Below are 17,246 nucleotides of genomic sequence, written 5' to 3'. Positions count from 1 at the left end.
TCGCTGTCCCTGGGGGATAAGAGCTGGAATTGCCTGCACTTTTTGGACCTGATAGCTTGGCAGACAAGAGCCACGTCACCATCGCCGAGACCGAGACCATTGAAGAAGCCTTCCGGCGCCTCAATGCAAACATGCTCGGCATTCTATTCGCGCAGGATGCCGACGGACGAATCGTCGGCGCGGTAACCGACGGCGATATCCGCAGGCGCATGCTGACGGGCCTCACCATCCACGATCGGGTAGCGACCTGCGTCAATCGCAACTTCGTCTGGGCGCGCGCCGGCGGACCACGCGAGCAAATTCTCAAATTGCTCGACCAGCGTGTACACGTGGTCCCAATTCTCGACGCCGAGGGACGGCTGGCCGACGTGTTCAGCCGTGAGCTGTTCAACCTGTCCGAGGAGAGCGAGGTGTTCGCGCGCGCCCGCTCGCCGGTCCGCATCTCCTTCTCCGGCGGCGGTACCGATCTCACGCACTATTTCGTGGCGAATGACGGCGGCGCGGTCATCAACGCCACGATCAAGATGTACGCTCATGCGACGCTGCGACGGCGGAACGATTCCAGCATCCGGATCTATTCGCACGATTTCCGGCGCACCATCGAGGCGAACAACCTCGCAGAGCTCGGAACGGACGGAGATCTGGCGCTGATCAAGTCCGTCGTGCGCCTGATCAAGCCCGCTTACGGGTTCGAGCTCGAAGTCTCCGCCGACTTCCCGGTCGGCTCCGGCCTCGGCGGCTCGGCGGTGGTCACCTCCGCCATCATCGGCTGCTTCAACGAATTCCGCAGCGATCAGTGGGACCGCCACGAGATCGCGGAGATGGCGTTCCAGGCCGAGCGGCTGATGCTCAACATCCCCGGCGGCTGGCAGGATCAGTACGCCACCGTGTTCGGCGGCTTCAATCACATGGAGTTCTTCTCCGACCAGAACACCATCGTACCGCTGCGACTCGACCCCAACATCATCGCCGAGCTCGAGGAGAGCCTGGTGCTCTGCTACACCGGCTCCGGCCGCAATTCCGGCGCCATCCATCGCGACCAGAAGGCCCAGCACGAGACCAGCGATGCCGTCGCCGCGGCTGCCAAGCAGAAGGAAGTCACGCGCGATATCCGGCGACACCTTCTCCGCGGCCAGCTGCTCGAATGCGGCCGGCTGATCGACGAGGCCTGGCACGCCAAGCGGAAGCTGAGCTCGAAGATCTCGTCGGACGCGATCGATGCGGTCTACGATTTCGCCAAGCAGCATGGTGCGGTCGGCGGCAAGCTGCTGGGCGCCGGCGGCGGCGGATATTTCGTCTTCTTCGTACGTCCATTCGAGCGCTACCAGCTCATCGCTGCACTGGAACAACAGGGACACAACTGTTCGCGGGTCATGTTCGAAGAGAACGGGCTGCGGACGTGGAAGTCGCGCTTTCCCACGCGATTCACCTGACGCTTATGAGACGAGAATGTTGATGACATCGCCCAAACAGCCCGCTCCGGTCCGCATCGGCAACCATCTTCTGGGCGACGGCGAACCCTGCTACGTCATCGCCGAGATCGGCAACAACCACAATGGCGACTTCGACCGCGCCATCGCGCTGGTCGATGCCGCAGTTGCCGCCGGGGCCGATTGCGCCAAGTTCCAGATGCGCAAGCTCGACGAGGTCTATCGTGCATCGAGCCTCTCCGGCAAGGACGACGACCTCGCGGTCGAATATACCCTCGATCTGTTGCGGCGCTTCGAGCTTCCGACCGCGCAGCAGAAGAAGATCGCCGAGTACTGCGCAGCGAAGGGCATCCAGTATCTCTGCACGCCCTGGGACGCGAGCAGCGTCGCCGTGCTCGAAAGCTTCGGCGTGCAGGCCTACAAGGTTGCCTCGGCCGACCTCACCAACCTGCCCCTGCTCGCGCGCCTCGCCGCCACCGGCAAGGCGCTGATCGTCTCGACCGGCATGAGCACGACGGAGGAGATCCGGGCCGCGGCGAAATTCCTCGACGAGCGCAACGCGAGCTACGTGCTGCTGCATTGCCAGAGCACCTATCCGGCCGCGCTCCACAACATCCATCTGCGTTTCATGGAGACGCTGCGCGAGATCCATCCGCTCGTCGGCTATTCGGGCCACGAGCGCGGGATTGCCGTTTCGACCGCCGCCGTCGCGCTCGGCGCCGTCGTCATCGAGCGCCACATCACCCTCGACCGCGAGATGGAGGGTCCGGACCATGCCGCGAGCCTGGAGTCGGAGGAATTCAAGGCGCTCGTCTCCGCCATCCGCGAGGTCGAGGCGGCGCGGGGCGAGAAGCGGGCCGAGCGCGCGCTGAGCCAGGGCGAGCTGATCAACCGCGAAAATCTCGCCAAGAGCCTGGTGGCCGCGCGCGACCTTTCGGCCGGTACCGTGATCTCCGAGGCCGACATCGCGGTGAAGAGCCCGGGACAGGGCCTGTCGCCGCTGAAGATGCCGGCGCTGCTCGGTCGCAAGCTGACGCGGACGATGGCGACCGACGACTATTTCTTCCAGAGCGACCTCGATGAAGGCGCGGCAAGGGCACGGCGATATCGCTTCGACCGCCCCTGGGGCGTGCCCGTGCGTTATCATGACGCCGAGCGCTTTCTGGAGATCTGCAAGCCCGACATCATCGAGTTCCATCTCAGCTACAGCGACATGGAGCGCGATCCCGCGGCCTATCTGTCCGGCACCTACGATCTCGGCTTCGTTGTACACGCGCCCGAGCTGTTCGCCGGCTCCAAGCTGATGGACCTCGCAACGCCGGACGAGGCGCTGCGGCGCTACTCACTGGAGCAGACACAGGCGGTGATCGACATCACCCGCGGCCTGAAGAAGTACTTTCCAAAGACCAAGCGCCCCCCCATCGTCGCCAATATCGGCGGCTTCACCATGGACGAGCCGCTGCCGCCGGAGGAGAAGGCCGAGCGCTACCGTATCTTCGCGCAGAGCTTGACCGAGCTCGACATGGACGGCGTCGAGCTGACGCCGCAGACCATGGCGCCGTTCCCCTGGCATTTCGGCGGACAGCGCCACCAGAACATCTTCATCTTTCCGGACGAGGCGGCGGCATTCTGCGCCAAGCATGATTTGCGCATGTGCGTCGACATCTCGCACACGAAGCTCGCCGCCAATCATTTCGGTTTCGACTTCGCGCAAGGTCTCGCCCAGCTCGGGCCGCACACCGCCCATCTGCACTTCGGCGACGCCAAAGGGCTCGATGGCGAAGGCCTCCAGATCGGCGAAGGCGAGATCGATTTCGAAGAGATCGGACAGGTCCTGCGCAAGCATGCACCGACCGCATCGTTCATTCCCGAGATATGGCAAGGCCACAAGAACATGGGCGAAGGCTTCTGGACCGCCCTCGAGCGCCTCGAGGGGCACATCTGATGGCGCGCAAGACGCTGGCCGTGATCGCCGCACGCGGCGGCTCGAAGGGCATCCCGCACAAGAACCTGCTCGATCTCTGCGGCAAACCGTTGATCGCCTGGACCGTCGAGCAGGCCCGCGCGGCGCGGGGCGTCGACGTGGTGGCGGTCTCGTCGGACAGCGACAACATCCTCGCCGCGGCTGAGGCCGCTGGAGCTGTCGGCGTGCGGCGTCCGGACGACATTTCGGGCGACCTCGCTTCTTCCGAATCGGCTTGGCTGCATGCGCTCGAGGCCATCGATACGCGCCTCGGGTGCTTCGAACGCATCGTCGCGCTCCAGGCGACCTCGCCGATCCGCGAATCCGACGATATCGAGCGGGCCCTCGAGACTTTCGACCGCGAGCACCTCGACAGCCTGCTCTCGGTCTGCGAGGTCGAGGACTATTTCAACTGGCGGATCGGCGCCAACGGCCCGGAGCCGATCAACTACGATTTCCGCAACCGCCGCATGCGCCAGCAGATCGAGAAGCGCTACCTCGAGAACGGCTCGTTCTACGTCCTGATCCCATCTCTCCTGCGCGAGCAGAACAATCGTCTCGGCGGCAAGATCGGTTTTCACATCATGGAGCGTCACAAGATGTTCCAGATCGACCGTCCCGAGGACGTCAAGCTTTGCGCCGCCATCATGCAAAGTTACGGCTATGCCTGACCTCAGCGCGTTCTCGCTCAACGGCAAGTTCGCGGTGGTCACCGGCGCCTCGCGGGGCATCGGCGCCGCCATTGCGGCCGGCCTCCAAGATGCAGGCGCTACGGTATTCGGCCTCAGCCGGTCCGGGACCGCGCCGCGCGGCATCACCGCGATTGGCTGCGATCTCTCCGACGACAAGGCGATCGAAAACGCATTCGGCATGATCGCAGCGCAAGGCGGACGGATCGACGCGCTGGTCAATGCCGCCGGCATCAGCCTGCCCGCAAACAGCGCCGAGAGCGAGCTTTCGCGCTTCCGCGCCACGGTCGCGACCGACCTCACCGGCGTCTACGCCACCATCCTTGCCGCCTATCCGCTCCTGAAAAAGGCGGGCGCGGCTGCAATCGTCAACGTCACCAGCATCAATTCGATCCGCGGCTTTCCCGGCAATCCCGGCTACGTTGCGGCGAAGGCGGGCCTTGCCGGCTTGACGCGCGCCCTCGCCGCCGACTACGCGCCCGACGGCATACGCGTCAACGCACTGGCGCCGGGTTATGTCGCGACCGAGATGACCGCGAAGAGCTTTGCCGACCCTGCCATGCACGAGGATCGACGCCGCCACACCATGCTCGGCCGCTGGGGACAGCCTGCCGACATGGTGGGAGCGGCTGTTTTCCTGGCGTCGGAAGCCTCTGCCTACGTGACCGGTCAGGAGATCTTCATCGACGGCGGCTGGACCGCCAAAGGCCTCGCCCTCAGTTCGGATAGCAAATCGTGACCGCAACGCTCGAACGCATCGGCTTCATGCAGGGACGCCTGTCGGCGCTTGTCGACGGCAAGATCCAGGCGTTCCCATGGAACGAATGGCGCGAGGAATTCCCGCGCGCGAAGGCGCTCGGCCTGACGCGGATGGAATGGACTATCGATCAGGAACGGCTGCGTGAGAACCCGCTGTCGACGGAGCCGGGGCAACAGGAGATTCTGGAACTGTCGCGCCAGAACGGCGTGCGCATCCCGAGCCTGACCGGCGATTGCTTCATGCAGGCGCCATTCTGGAAGGTCGATGCCGTCGTGCGTGACGCGCTCGTCGCCGACCTCGATCTCCTGATCGCCGCCTGTAGCCGCATCGGCATCGAGTTCGTCGTGATCCCGCTGGTCGACAACGGCAAGATCGAGCGCGCGAGCGAGAGCGATACGTTGAAGCGTGTGCTGCTCGCACGCTGCGAGCAGCTCGCAAGGCGGAACGTCAAGATCGTCTTCGAATCCGATCTGCCGCCGCGAGAGCTTGCCCGGTTCATGGAGGCGTTTCCGACCGATGTTTTCGGCATCAACTACGACAGCGGCAACAGTGCCTCGCTGGGCTATGACAGCGACGAGGAGATCGCCGCTTACGCGCCGCGCATCCTCAATGTGCATGTCAAGGACCGCATTCGCGGCGGCACTACCGTGCCGCTCGGCACAGGCAACGCCGATCTTCCCAAGACCATCCGCCTGATCGAGCGTTCCGGCTACAAGGGTCAGTACATCCTGCAGACCGCGCGCGCCGCCGATGGTGATCACGCCGGAGCGCTCGCCAGGTATCGCGACATGACGATCGGGTGGATCGAGGACGCGGCGCGATGAAGCTCGAGCTGAACGATCGGGTCGCTCTCGTCACCGGCGCCAGCCGCGGGATCGGACTTGCGATCGCGACGACGCTCGCTGCGGAAGGAGCCAAGGTCGCGCTCGCAGCGCGGGGAGCCGATGCGCTTGATGCCGCGCGAGCTGCGATCGGCGGCAGCACATCGGTGCACGCGGCCGACGTCACCGACCCCGCCGCTGCCGCGAGGCTGGTGCACGAGATTGAGCGGCGCTGGGGGCGCCTCGACATCCTCGTCTGCAACGTCGGCAGCGGCGCCTCCGTACCGCCCGGAAAGGAAACCGCGGCGGAGTGGTCGCGAGTGATGGACCTTAATCTGTTCGCCACGACCAACATGATCGAAGCCGCCCGGCCGCTGATGGCGCGCGGCAGCGGCGACCGCGCGATCGTCTGCATCTCTTCGATCGCAGGCATGGCGGCGCTTGGCGCACCCGTCACCTACTACGCTGCAAAGGCCGCGCTGAATGCGACCGTGCGCGGCCTGGCCCGCCCGCTGGCGTTCGAAGGCATCCGCGTCAATGCGGTTGCGCCGGGCAACATTGTCTCGGCGGACGGAACCTGGGCGCGCAAGCTTGCGGAAAACAGAGCTGCGGTCGAGGAGATGCTCGAGCGCGAGGTGGCGTTGCGCCGGCTCGGCAAGCCCGACGAGGTCGCCGACCTCGTTGCATTCCTCGCCTCGCCCCGCGCGGCATTCATCACCGGCAGCGTCATGGTCGCCGACGGCGGCCAGTTGCGCAGTTGAACAGGAGCCTTTCGGATGGCAAGCCCGTCTTCACGCTATGACCTGACCGGCCGCACCGCTCTCGTAACCGGCGCAGGCGGCTTGCTCGGGCGCCAGCATGTCGCCGCGCTTGCCGAGGCCGGCGCGCGTGTCGTCGTCACCGACGTCGGGCTTGCGCAGGCCGAAGCGGCCGTTGCCGCGCTCAGGCAGCAGGCGCCGTCCGCCGACCTGATCGCGCTGGCGATCGATGTCACTACGCTCGACTCGGTGCGGGCCGCCAGCGAGCAGCTTTCCGGGCGCGGCGTCTCCGTCGACATCCTCGTCAACAACGCGGCGATCGACCCCAAGGTGACCTCCGCGCCCGGCGTGATGCATTCTTCGCGCTTCGAAGCATTTCCGGTCCCGCAATGGCAGACTGAGATCGCCGTAGGCCTGACCGGTGCGATGCTGTGTGCGCAGGTGTTCGGCGGCGCCATGGCGGCGCGTGGCCGCGGCGTGATCCTCAACATCGCCTCGGATCTCGGCGTGATCGCGCCGGACCAGCGGCTGTACCGCCAGCCGCAGGTGACGCGTGAAGAAGAGCAGCCGGTGAAGCCCGTGACATATTCGGTGATCAAGCACGGCTTGATCGGGCTGACGAAATATCTGGCGACCTACTGGGCCGACCACGGCGTGCGCGTCAATGCGATCTCGCCGGGCGGCGTCTTCAACAACCAGGACCCGGCTTTCGTCGAACGACTGACGCGCCTGATTCCGATGGGCCGCATGGCCGATGTCGACGAATACCGTGCCGCCGTGCAGTTCCTCTGTTCGGATGCATCGAGCTACATGACAGGGCAGAACCTGGTGATGGACGGGGGCAGGAGCGTATGGTAACCAGCGGCATTCTCCCCTCTCCAGATAACGATCCGGCGCAAGAGCGAACATGTTCAATCAAAAAGCCATTCTGATCACTGGGGGTACAGGATCGTTCGGGAAGAAGTTCGTCGGCCGCCTGCTGAGGGACTTCAAGCCGCGTCGCGTCGTCGTCTATTCGCGCGACGAGCTGAAGCAATACGAGATGCAGCAGGAGTTCGATCAGCCCCCGATGCGCTATTTCATCGGCGACGTTCGGGACGGCGAGCGCCTCCGCACGGCCATGGAAGGGATCGACTTCGTCGTTCACGCGGCTGCGTTGAAGCAGGTGCCGGCCGCCGAATACAATCCCATGGAGTGCATCAAGACCAACGTTCATGGCGCGGAGAACGTGATTCAGGCGGCGCTCGCGGCGAACGTCGAGAAGGTGATCGCTCTCTCGACGGACAAGGCTGCGCAGCCGATCAATCTCTACGGCGCGACCAAGCTGGCGTCGGACAAGCTGTTCATTGCAGCCAACAACATGGCTGGCGGCCATCGCACGGCCTTTGCCGTGGTGCGTTACGGCAATGTCGTTGGTTCGCGCGGCTCGATCGTGCCGCTGTTCAACAAGCTGATCGCCGCAGGTGCGGATCATCTGCCGATCACGGATCCCCGGATGACGCGGTTCTGGATCTCGTTGCAGCAGGGCGTCGACTTCGTGATCAAGAGCTTCGAGCGCATGTCGGGCGGCGAGATCTTCGTCCCGATGATCCCTTCGGTCCGCATTCCGGATCTGGCTGCGGCAATGGCCCCAACACTGCCGACCCGGGTGATCGGCATCCGCCCGGGCGAAAAGCTCCACGAGGTCATGTGCCCGACCGACGATTCGCATCTGACGGTGAAGTTTCACGATCATTTCGTGATCAAGCCGACGATCAAATTCTTCCGTCGCGATGTGGACTATCTTACGAACCAGATCGGCGAGCGTGGTGAGCCGGTTCCTGATGGCTTCGAGTACAATTCCGGTCGAAACGACCACTTCCTCGACCCCGCCGAGATCCGGGACTTCAACAAGATTGCCCTCCAATGATCCCCTATGGGCGCCAGGATATTTCCGCTGAGGACATCGACGCAGTCACGCAGGTGCTGCAGTCGGACTGGCTGACCCAAGGACAGGCCGGTCCCCGCTTCGAGCAGGCGATGGCCGGATATTGCGGTGTCCGCAACGCAATCGCGGTGTCAAACGCAACGGCAGCGCTTCATATCGCCTGTCTTGCGCTTGATCTCGGTCCGGGCGACATCCTCTGGACCGTACCGAACACGTTCGTAGCTTCGGCCAATTGTGCGCTCTATTGCGGAGCGAGCGTCGACTTTGTCGACATCGATCCGCGCACCTACAACATGAGCGTGGCCGCACTCTCGGAGAAGCTGGCGCAGGCCAGCACCGAGGGAAAATTGCCGAAGGTGGTGATTCCCGTCCACTTTGCCGGCCAGTCTTGCGAAATGACACAAATCCGGGCGCTGGCTGATCGCTATGGCTTTCGCATCATCGAGGATGCGTCGCACGCGGTCGGCGGCGAATATCTGGGGCGGAAGATCGGAGCTGCGCAACTCAGCGACATCGTGGTCTTCAGTTTCCACCCGGTGAAGATCATCACGACCGGCGAAGGCGGCATGGCGCTCACCAATAACCCAAGGCTCGGGGAGCGACTTGCTTATCTGCGCACCCACGGCATTGTACGTCCGGTGCAGACCGATCCGCCTGAAGCGGATCGCTCCAACGAAGACCGGCATGGTCCCTGGACGTACGAGCAGATCGAACTCGGCCTGAACTATCGCATGACCGACATTCAGGCTGCGCTCGGCGCCAGCCAGCTTGGCCGGCTCGATGCCTTTGTGGCGAGGCGGCGCGAGCTTGCGGCACGCTACTATACCCTGCTCGCCGGGCTGCCGGTAACCAGTCCTTGGCAACACCCCGACACGAATTCTGCCTGGCACCTCTACGTGATCCGGCTGCGGCGAAACGAGATCAAGCTCTCGCGGCGTGAGGTCTTCGATGCATTGCGTTCGGCAGGCATCGGCGTCAACGTGCACTATATCCCGGTGCACACCCAGCCCTATTATCAACGTCTCGGCTTCCGCGCAGGTATGTTTCCTGAAGCCGAAAGCTACTACCAGGACGCCATCACGTTGCCGCTGTTTTCGAAGATGACGGATGCAGAACAGGACACCGTCGTCAGCGCGCTCACGAAGATCCTCTCGTGAAGATCGCGGTCATTCCGGCGCGCGGCGGAAGCAAGCGGATTCCCCGCAAGAACATCCGTCCGTTCTGTGGTAGACCCATCATCTCATACTCGATCGATGCGGCGCGCCAGAGCGGCCTGTTCGACGAGATCATCGTGTCCACCGACGACGAGGAGATCGCAGCTGTATCGCGCCAACTGGGCGCGGCGACGCCGTTCGTTCGGCCGAAGGAGATTGCCGACGATTTCACCGGCACCAATGCAGTCGTCAAACACGCGGTCACGTGGTTCCGCGAACGAGGCAAAGAGATCAGCCATGCCTGCTGCATCTACGCCACCGCTCCGCTGATTCAGCCACGTTATCTGCGCGAGGGACACGACGCCCTCGCCCGCTCGGACGCCGCCTTCGCCTTTTCGGTCACCAGCTACGCATTTCCGATCCAGCGGGCCGTGCGCATCACGACGTCAGGACGGGTCGACGCTTTCTATCCTGAACACCGTCTGACGCGGTCTCAGGACCTCGAGCCGGCGTATCATGATGCGGGCCAGTTCTACTGGGGAACGGGGGACGCCTTTCGCGATGATGTGCCTCTGTTCTCCGAGCGATCGATCGGCATCGTTCTTCCGCGGAAATATGTGCAGGACATCGACACGCTCGAGGACTGGGAGCAGGCGGAATACATGTTTCGCGCCATCAGTCACGGCTAGACCGCCCGCTATATGCCAGCCCTGAACCGCAGCTATACTAAGGCGCCGCAGTGGCCTTGAGCAGCGGGCGAAGGAACGCCGCCAGGTCGCCCTCCCTGTACAAGTACCCGGGCAGCCCGGCAGCGCGTGCCGCTTCGACATCGCGATCATTGTCGCCGACGAGCAGGCTTCCTTCCGTCCGGACGGGCCAACCGCTCATGCAATCGATGATCATGCCCGGAGCAGGCTTGCGCCGGTCGCTGGCGCGCCGAAACGCCTCAATCGTACCCTCCTCATGATACGGGCAATATTGATAGTCGTCGATGTGCGCGCCCACCGCCGCCAGTTCTCCGCTCATCCAGTCATGCAGGCGGTGAACGTCCTCGACGCCGTAATAGCCGCGAGCAACTCCCGACTGATTGGTGGCGACGAACGCGTAATAGCCGAGATCGTTGCAGAGCTTGATCGCTTCGCGTGCGCCCTCGATCCATTCGAAATCTTCGATCCGGTGCACATAGGCCTTGTCGACGTTGAGCACCCCGTCCCGATCGAAGAACACCGCAGGGCGGCGTAGCCGCTCCGGGAGTTCGTGCTGGACCCGCTCGAAATCAGAGGGGATGCCGATATCGATGAAGAAGCCGTCGTAGAGACTCGCCTCGAGTTGTCCCTCGGCGACCAGCCTCGGAAACACCTGTTGCTCCAACGAGCACGGCAGTTCGTCAATATACCGTAGAATTGCCCGGTCGATGCAATAGACGCCCGTATTGATCGGCCCGTTCGGCTGGGCCCCGGCTCCGAGAAAACGCCTGACGCGACTGCCTTCGAGCACAACACGACCGTAGCGATCTCCCTCCTGGTCACGCTTGAGTGCCATATGGACGATGGCGGACGAATTCCGCGCGCGCAGGGTGAGATCCAGCAAGTTGAAATCAAACCAGGAGTCGCCGTTCAGAAGGAAAAAGCGATCCTGCAGCACTCCAGCAGCATGCTTCAACGCACCGCCAGTGCCGCACGGCGACGGCTCGCAAACGACCGTCACCGAAGCGCGGCGCCAGCTCCTGCCGTGGTAGGCCTCGACGACGACGTCGGCGCGGTGGCCGGCGAGCAGCACGATCTCCTCGACCGTCGGGTAGCGCGTCAGCTCGTCGAGCAGATAGTCGAGAAAAGGTTTACCGGCGACTTCCAGCAGTGGCTTGGGAACGAGCCGGGTCCGCTCTCCGAGCCGTGTCCCGAGACCACCGACCAGGATGACGGCCTGCCTCAACATGTTCGCGCTGTGCCCCTAGTCTGCGCGGGCGGAGCCCGGCATGCGGATCATGGCGTACAGGAGCAAAGCCAGCAATGCAATTGCTCCGGCAAAGATCGCATGTCGGATAGGCCGAGGCGATGACTGCACAAATGTCACGTCCTCGCTCAGGGATGCCGGATAGGTCTTCGCCGGCCCCATCCTGCTCATCAGTCTGCGCCGCTCCGCGTTGGCGGCAGCCAGTCTCTCTTCGTTCTTCGTCGTCAGATCCAGTAGCCACACGCGGCGCAGGACTAGCGCCGAGGCATCGCCGGGTACGGAGGGCGAAATCGAATCGCCCGTCGCCAAGGATTCTCGAATTCGAGTCAGGCTAACAATGTTTTCATCTTCCAGAGCGAGTTGAGCGCTGAGCTCCGAGACCAGGGGAGCGCGCAGCTTCTCCTGCTCCTTGTTCAACTCATTGACGGCGGCCTCCAACGCGTCGCGAGCCTGCTTCTCGCTCGCCGCCGTCACGACGAGCGTCAATGCATCGGCCACATTCGGACGTGCGTTGAAACTATCCAGGATGAGGTTCCGACCCCGTTCATCGGGACCGGCCGCCGCATCCGAGGCGCTCAGGGCACGAACCAGGAACATCCGCTGATTCATCTGGCTGGCCGTCGCCTGCGGCGTCATCAGATCCGCGCCGTCGACCCGGGCGAGGCGAACACCCGCCGTCGCGGTATAGGTCGCGGGCGCCATTTGGCTGACGAGGAATACGGCGACCATCACCGCCAGCGTTCCTATCGCAATCGTGCCCAACCGCTTCCGGACCGAGCGGTCGAGAAACGTCGACAGTCCGCCGAAATACTCCAGAATAGATATCTGCGGCTGCACATTACTCATACGGCTGTTCCTTCCGGCCTCACACGACGGGCTTGCCGGCAACCGAAGCCGTAGCCGTGATCATACTCCAGCGCCACCTATCCTCCAGAACATACGCGAAAACAGCGGCGGCAATCTTTATCATAAATGTGAGCTGCACGAACGAATTGACCATCCCGGACACGAGGAAGATCGAAAGCGCGTAGAAGATCGGAGTCAGGAAAAAGCAAGTGACGTAGCGCTCTTCCACGAGGCAGCGGGTCAACAGGAACATGAATTCGGAGAACAGTATGGCCGAGACGGCGACGAGACAGAAGCCCCCGACCGGACCTGCCAGCTCGAAAAGAACCTCTGGCCACCCTCCGGTGTAAGCCGCTCCCTGCGCAATGATGAAATGGGCACGCTCGAGCGGCAGTCCCATTTCCATCAGGAACTGCATGGTCGAGTTGCGGTTCGGATTGAACGGGTCCACGAACAGCTTGAAGAAGGCATGATCGCCATTCCAGTCGTTGTGCAAGAAGACGCGTTCATACGTCATCCACCACATCTCGCCCTGCTGAACCAGGATGCGTTGGACGAGTTTGGTCTGGAGGGCAACCGTTTCACCGGCGCGAACGACCACGTAGGAGTAGACGAGCGCAGCTCCAACCAGAAGTACGAAGCCAAATGCAGGCAACCAGACGCGGCGCAACAGCTTCGCCAAGGAAATCTGGCTCTTCTGCTTGCCTAGCAACGCGGCTCCCATCGGAATCACGAGGAATGAAAGGTAGAGATAAAACGACGAAAAGCGATGCCCGACCGCAAACAGATACAATATCAAGGCCGCGAACAATGCAGCAAAGCGCTTGTCCAGAGGCTTGCCGCAGAGCGCGGGCAGCGACAGGAGAACGCCGAGCTGAAATGCCAGCATCGGTCCCCATTCCAACAGCCGCTGATGCAAGGGGCCGCCGTAGAGCCGCGTATAGTCGAAGCGCTCGAGGCCCGCGAACAGCGGGATATGACCGCGGATCAGCAACTCGATCCAAAGCGCGAGCACGAACAAGCCGACAACGCGAAAGGCCACGTCGGTCAAACTCCAATCGCCGCTCTTCAGCACAGCAGATAGCCGGATAACCGAAGCATCCGAAAGCGCACGCAGACGCCGCGGGCGAAAGGAGATGAGCAATGCGGTCAGGACGAGCGCCTGGGATGCCGCCAGCGGCAGCACGGCAAATCCCGGACCGAGCTCGCGCTCCAGTTGCTCGGAGTAGACTGGCCCGAACACGTCGATATAGAGGACAGAGAGGAGGCGCCAGGCAAATGCAAAGAAAAAGAAGAAGAGGATCAGCAAAAGGCCGGGTCGGCTTATCGCGATGCGACCCATGGCTGCGAGCATGACTCCGACAGCCGTGATGCAAAGCATCGCTGGAAACAAGCTCTCCATGCTCCACCAAGAGACCTGCATCTCATCCCCACCGACAGCTGGATCGCCGAACCACCGCCGTGGGCAAGTTCCGAATCAGTCCGAATCGCCCATCGGCGCCCAAGCATAGAGCAATCCGTCATTGTGCAGGGTGGGTGCAAAGTTCATTCGCTCCCTCGCACTCACGCGAATCCGGCCCGCCCGATCCAATTCGTCGAGCAGCGTCCACAGCCGGGTTTGATAGTCCATCGATCGAATGTAGACCCGGCTGGCGATGTCCCGCGGATCGGAAAGGTCCAACATGTCGACCGCAGGCTCGATATTGATGACGCGCGCAGGGCGCGCTTTCAGGATGTGATCAACGACGGCCTCGACGGCATGGGGAATCTGCTCGATGCAGAAATAAGTGAGGATCGTCGCGCCCTTTAGTTCCTGGAAGGCGGGATCGGCGGGATCGGTCAGGTCGATACGCCCGAAGCTGATCCGGTCGCCCAGCGCGAAATGGCCGGCGATCTGCCGGCCGGCCTCGATCCCGTTCGGAGCGATGTCGAGGCCACGCAGCCTGGTCCATCGTCGGTCGATCGACAGGGAGAAGAGATTGTATCCAAAGCCCGCGCCAAGTTCGAGGAGCGACGTCTCTTCGCCGGCGTGCCGCGCGATCAATTGCGAGAGCGCGCCCAGCCGGTACCGATAGTATTCTCTGGTGGGAATCCGGACGATCCGGCCATCGACCTTGGCGAGGCGCGACGCCTCGTCATGGCCGACCAGAAAGTCCTCGAGTGAGGGTTCGCGAAGCCAGGCGCGCTCGGATAGAATGCGGCCCCATTCCCCCGAATTGTATTCGGCATCAACGATGTCGCGTGTCCGCTTGACGTTCTTGAACGCGATCCGACGAAGGCTGCGCGCGATATCGACGGCATAGGCTCTCGACAGCTCCAGCCGTGAAGCAGGCTTCAAATCAGGCGTAAACGTCACCGAACGCCCTTTCAGAGATTGATCATGAGATCGGAGTGCCTATCCATCACAGGCCCAGCAGAAGCTTTTCGAACGCCGTCGTATTCGGCGCCGCAAAGAATGGCCGGTTCTTGGTACCGGGGAACATCCGCGGAAACGAGAAGAATGTCGCGGTGTACAGCAGCCGTCCATGCCCCGGCCCCATTCGGCTCCCCATGTGCAGACATCTCGTCGTATCGACCATAAAGGATGAGAGCCGCGGTGCCTTCATCACCTTGATGTCCTCGCGCGGTACCTTGTTGAACACCTGCTCGTCAGGGAAGTGGCTTCCCAGAAGAGGGTAGCCAAACTTGTCCGTCGACTGCTTCGGGAGGAAAGTGAACGGACCGTCGGCGTCATCCTCGACGTCGGTCAGATAGCTGAAAAACTTGATAACCCGCACGTCGTCATGATCGCGATGCCAAAGCTGTGAAGAGGCCAGGCTCTCGCCGGTGTAACGCGAGTAAGACAACAGAACATAGTCAAGCCAAGGAACCTCGCCGAGCGCGGTCGAGATGACGTTGACGACCGACTTCTGCATCGCATAGCGAACAAAGATGTTATCCGCACTGAGCTGACCATTTTGCATCTCGGCATCAAGCAGGCGCACCCAGAATTTCTTCCAGTTCGAACTCTGCTTGGCCTCGAGTCTCTCGACGTCCTTCAGCCTTTCCATCCCGGCATCCGCAAACGCCTGCTGGATCGACGCATCCATCAGCTCGGTGACGACCGCATAACCGTCCCGGTTCAAATCCTCGGCCTTGGCTTTCTCCTGCGCCGATACGGTCAGGAGCTCGGCCTGGCGACGCCGCTCCTGCTTCTCGCTGAGGTGCCATGTGCTGACGCCCGTCTTGACCGCCCAACGGAGCGGCGAACGGTTCACGTGCCAAAGCGCCCTGGACATCAATCCCATTTTGCCGCCCCCGCCCCTGCCGGACCTATATTTCGCGCTGTTCCCAATGGGCTCAGTCAGCTGATTTGGCCTTAGCAAATCCACCAAACCCGAGCAACCGCAGAGTGTCGGTTGGGAACTTTACGATGCCATGGGGCTGCCGACGCATCAGCGCGGCGTCAATGCCCGGGCAAATTTGCCCACCATTTCTCGGTCGCTGCGGGACAGTATCAGACCCAAGCTCAGCGCCCATGCGGCGATGCACGCGATCCCCCCTACGGTGGCGAGAGCCAGCAAGCTTGCTGGTGTGGCGTACATTTTGTAGCCGACTGCCATTATCGTGAGGATCGCCGCCACCAGCAAGTGTCTGCCCAGTTGCTGCCAGAACAGCGAATTCGGCAGGCTCATGAAAGACAGCATGCGGTGGGCTATGATGGGCGCAAAGAGGATATAAGATATTGCCCAACCGAGAAGAAATGCACGCTCGCGCAACCACGCCGCGGCGAGCGCTGTGGCGACGTATTGGGTTAGCACCTGCAAATAGAGAAAATGCGTGTTAGTGCGGAGAAAATCCGACCGCACCATCAGCGCTGTCTGGCCCGCCCCCAACATGGCCGTTACGGCGGGAACGAACAGCGCCAAGGCAAGCCAGGGCCATTGATCCGCATGCTGCGGGCCGACCCACACCCTCAATATGTCCTCGGAGAAAAGCCCGATGACGACGAGGACCGGAATAATGATCGCAGCCGGTAGAACCAGACCATTCCGCCCCAGCAATTGCAGCCGCCGAACGTCGGTTTTCTCGTCTAGATGGGTGGAGATCGGAAGAATCGCCGAATAAAGAGGGCCCATCGTCGTCTTCAGAAACCGCGGAAGCCGCGTCAGCAGGTCAAAGGTCCCGACCTCGACGGGTCCATACAATGCGCCGATCATCAGGGGAATGAGGGTTTGCTGTAGTGCGCCCGCTATCCTGTTGTTGAACATGAGCCAACAACGATAAGCGACATCGTGCCGGCTCGCAGGCGTCCAGACACTGAAACGCAGCGGAGTAGCGCGTGCCGCAAGGTAGATCACCAACGCCAGCACGAAGTATTTTGCGGCCATGGCGCCCAGATATGCATAGGCGATCCACTCGAACGCAGCGTTTTGCCAGAAGGCGAGATAGATCGAGCTAACGTAGAGAACGCTGCTTCCGACTTCCGTCAACCGAAGCCAGCTATATTCCTCGAAGCCCTTGAGCGCGCCCTCGACCACCAACCCGACGAAGGCGATCGGCAGGACGAACGCGGTGATCCGGAGGATCGACACGAACGCTTGGGCCTGTTCGGGGGCCACCCTGAAAACGAGAGCAAGACTGGGCGCGGCAAGCCACAGCACGATACTCGAGGCGACACCGGCGAACACCGCGACCACAGTCAGGAGCGATATCTTTTCGCCGGCCGCCACCCAATCGCCGAGCCGGCCGCGAGCGATTGCTTGGGTCGCGATCTCCGATACGCCGAAATCGATCAGAACGAGAAAACCGCTCGGAAGAAAGCCGCGCACCAGGACGATCAGACCGAGCACGGCCAATCCGTAGGACTTCGCGATCAAGCCGACGGCAAACAGGCCCAGCACGCCAGCAAAGCTGTAGGCAACGGCGGAGATCGCTGTGTTATGCACAAAGCGGCGCAGCAAGG

Annotated in this window: 16 protein-coding genes; 10 read left to right on the top strand and 6 right to left on the bottom strand. The window is 62.5% G+C overall.

Annotated features, from left to right (window positions below):
• Positions 1-56: 56 nt before the first annotated feature.
• The 10 genes from P6U31_RS12660 to pseF are packed head-to-tail and all read left to right on the top strand — an operon-like array spanning position 57 to position 10,191.
• Positions 57-1,433, top strand: coding sequence for a CBS domain-containing protein (locus P6U31_RS12660; protein WP_407188729.1), 1,377 nt, complete (start codon positions 57-59; stop codon positions 1,431-1,433).
• 22 nt (positions 1,434-1,455) lie between these two features.
• Positions 1,456-3,375, top strand: a complete 1,920-nt coding sequence (locus P6U31_RS12655) for an N-acetylneuraminate synthase family protein (protein ID WP_407188727.1) — start codon at positions 1,456-1,458, stop codon at positions 3,373-3,375.
• The gene (locus P6U31_RS12650) at positions 3,375-4,064 is read left to right on the top strand and encodes an acylneuraminate cytidylyltransferase family protein (RefSeq protein WP_407188725.1); all 690 of its coding nucleotides are present in this window, start codon (positions 3,375-3,377) and stop codon (positions 4,062-4,064) included. Before P6U31_RS12655 ends, P6U31_RS12650 begins: the two co-directional genes overlap by 1 nt.
• Positions 4,057-4,821, top strand: coding sequence for an SDR family oxidoreductase (locus P6U31_RS12645; RefSeq protein WP_407188723.1), 765 nt, complete (start codon positions 4,057-4,059; stop codon positions 4,819-4,821). The genes P6U31_RS12650 and P6U31_RS12645 overlap by 8 nt, the downstream gene beginning before the upstream one ends.
• Positions 4,818-5,666, top strand: coding sequence for a sugar phosphate isomerase/epimerase family protein (locus P6U31_RS12640; protein ID WP_407188722.1), 849 nt, complete (start codon positions 4,818-4,820; stop codon positions 5,664-5,666). The genes P6U31_RS12645 and P6U31_RS12640 overlap by 4 nt, the downstream gene beginning before the upstream one ends.
• Positions 5,663-6,424, top strand: a complete 762-nt coding sequence (locus tag P6U31_RS12635) for an SDR family NAD(P)-dependent oxidoreductase (protein WP_407188720.1) — start codon at positions 5,663-5,665, stop codon at positions 6,422-6,424. The genes P6U31_RS12640 and P6U31_RS12635 overlap by 4 nt, the downstream gene beginning before the upstream one ends.
• A 15-nt stretch (positions 6,425-6,439) precedes the next feature.
• On the top strand, positions 6,440-7,279 hold the full coding sequence (locus P6U31_RS12630) for an SDR family oxidoreductase (protein WP_407188718.1): 840 nt from the start codon (positions 6,440-6,442) through the stop codon (positions 7,277-7,279).
• A gap of 49 nt (positions 7,280-7,328) precedes the next feature.
• The gene (pseB, locus tag P6U31_RS12625) at positions 7,329-8,330 is read left to right on the top strand and encodes a UDP-N-acetylglucosamine 4,6-dehydratase (inverting) (protein WP_407188716.1); all 1,002 of its coding nucleotides are present in this window, start codon (positions 7,329-7,331) and stop codon (positions 8,328-8,330) included.
• Positions 8,327-9,505: a UDP-4-amino-4,6-dideoxy-N-acetyl-beta-L-altrosamine transaminase gene (gene pseC / locus P6U31_RS12620; RefSeq protein ID WP_407188714.1), complete on the top strand. Its 1,179-nt coding sequence runs from the start codon at positions 8,327-8,329 to the stop codon at positions 9,503-9,505. The genes pseB and pseC overlap by 4 nt, the downstream gene beginning before the upstream one ends.
• Positions 9,502-10,191 (top strand): pseudaminic acid cytidylyltransferase, encoded by a 690-nt coding sequence (gene pseF, locus P6U31_RS12615; protein WP_407188712.1) that lies wholly within the window; start codon positions 9,502-9,504, stop codon positions 10,189-10,191. The genes pseC and pseF overlap by 4 nt, the downstream gene beginning before the upstream one ends.
• A gap of 37 nt (positions 10,192-10,228) precedes the next feature.
• Here the strand turns inward: pseF and P6U31_RS12610 are convergent, their stop codons facing one another.
• The 6 genes from P6U31_RS12610 to P6U31_RS12585 all read right to left on the bottom strand — a co-directional run bounded on the left by P6U31_RS12610 (position 10,229) and on the right by P6U31_RS12585 (position 17,244).
• Complete coding sequence (locus P6U31_RS12610) at positions 10,229-11,437, bottom strand: HAD-IIIA family hydrolase (RefSeq protein ID WP_407188711.1); 1,209 nt, start codon at positions 11,435-11,437, stop codon at positions 10,229-10,231.
• A 15-nt stretch (positions 11,438-11,452) separates the two neighbouring features.
• Entirely contained in the window at positions 11,453-12,301 is an 849-nt protein-coding gene (locus P6U31_RS12605; RefSeq protein ID WP_407188709.1) for a hypothetical protein, read from the bottom strand.
• 19 nt (positions 12,302-12,320) lie between these two features.
• Positions 12,321-13,655, bottom strand: a complete 1,335-nt coding sequence (locus P6U31_RS12600) for a DUF6418 domain-containing protein (protein WP_407188707.1) — start codon at positions 13,653-13,655, stop codon at positions 12,321-12,323.
• A 123-nt stretch (positions 13,656-13,778) separates the two neighbouring features.
• Positions 13,779-14,657 carry a class I SAM-dependent methyltransferase gene (locus P6U31_RS12595; RefSeq protein ID WP_407188706.1) on the bottom strand — a complete coding sequence of 293 codons (879 nt, stop codon included), beginning with the start codon at positions 14,655-14,657 and terminating at the stop codon, positions 13,779-13,781.
• A 46-nt stretch (positions 14,658-14,703) separates the two neighbouring features.
• A complete protein-coding gene (locus tag P6U31_RS12590; RefSeq protein ID WP_407188705.1) occupies positions 14,704-15,588 on the bottom strand; it encodes a hypothetical protein in 885 nt (294 codons plus the stop codon).
• Between the two features lie 147 nt (positions 15,589-15,735).
• Positions 15,736-17,244 carry a lipopolysaccharide biosynthesis protein gene (locus P6U31_RS12585; protein ID WP_407188704.1) on the bottom strand — a complete coding sequence of 503 codons (1,509 nt, stop codon included), beginning with the start codon at positions 17,242-17,244 and terminating at the stop codon, positions 15,736-15,738.
• Positions 17,245-17,246 lie beyond the last annotated feature (2 nt).

The sequence above is a fragment of the Bradyrhizobium centrosematis genome, from assembly GCF_045571495.1.
Classification (GTDB): Bacteria; Pseudomonadota; Alphaproteobacteria; order Rhizobiales; family Xanthobacteraceae; genus Bradyrhizobium; species Bradyrhizobium centrosematis.
This window is presented reverse-complemented; position numbering and strand designations above follow the sequence as displayed.

Excerpts from the sequence above, each read along its gene's own strand:
- P6U31_RS12655 (WP_407188727.1), top strand. The coding sequence starts at position 1,456 with ATGACATCGCCCAAACAGCCCGCTCCGGTCCGCATCGGCAACCATCTT.
- P6U31_RS12650 (WP_407188725.1), top strand. The coding sequence starts at position 3,375 with ATGGCGCGCAAGACGCTGGCCGTGATCGCCGCACGCGGCGGCTCGAAG.
- P6U31_RS12645 (WP_407188723.1), top strand. The coding sequence starts at position 4,057 with ATGCCTGACCTCAGCGCGTTCTCGCTCAACGGCAAGTTCGCGGTGGTC.
- P6U31_RS12635 (WP_407188720.1), top strand. The coding sequence starts at position 5,663 with ATGAAGCTCGAGCTGAACGATCGGGTCGCTCTCGTCACCGGCGCCAGC.
- P6U31_RS12630 (WP_407188718.1), top strand. The coding sequence starts at position 6,440 with ATGGCAAGCCCGTCTTCACGCTATGACCTGACCGGCCGCACCGCTCTC.
- pseB (WP_407188716.1), top strand. The coding sequence starts at position 7,329 with ATGTTCAATCAAAAAGCCATTCTGATCACTGGGGGTACAGGATCGTTC.
- pseC (WP_407188714.1), top strand. The coding sequence starts at position 8,327 with ATGATCCCCTATGGGCGCCAGGATATTTCCGCTGAGGACATCGACGCA.
- P6U31_RS12610 (WP_407188711.1), bottom strand. The coding sequence starts at position 11,437 with ATGTTGAGGCAGGCCGTCATCCTGGTCGGTGGTCTCGGGACACGGCTC.
- P6U31_RS12605 (WP_407188709.1), bottom strand. The coding sequence starts at position 12,301 with ATGAGTAATGTGCAGCCGCAGATATCTATTCTGGAGTATTTCGGCGGA.
- P6U31_RS12600 (WP_407188707.1), bottom strand. The coding sequence starts at position 13,655 with ATGCTCGCAGCCATGGGTCGCATCGCGATAAGCCGACCCGGCCTTTTG.
- P6U31_RS12590 (WP_407188705.1), bottom strand. The coding sequence starts at position 15,588 with ATGGGATTGATGTCCAGGGCGCTTTGGCACGTGAACCGTTCGCCGCTC.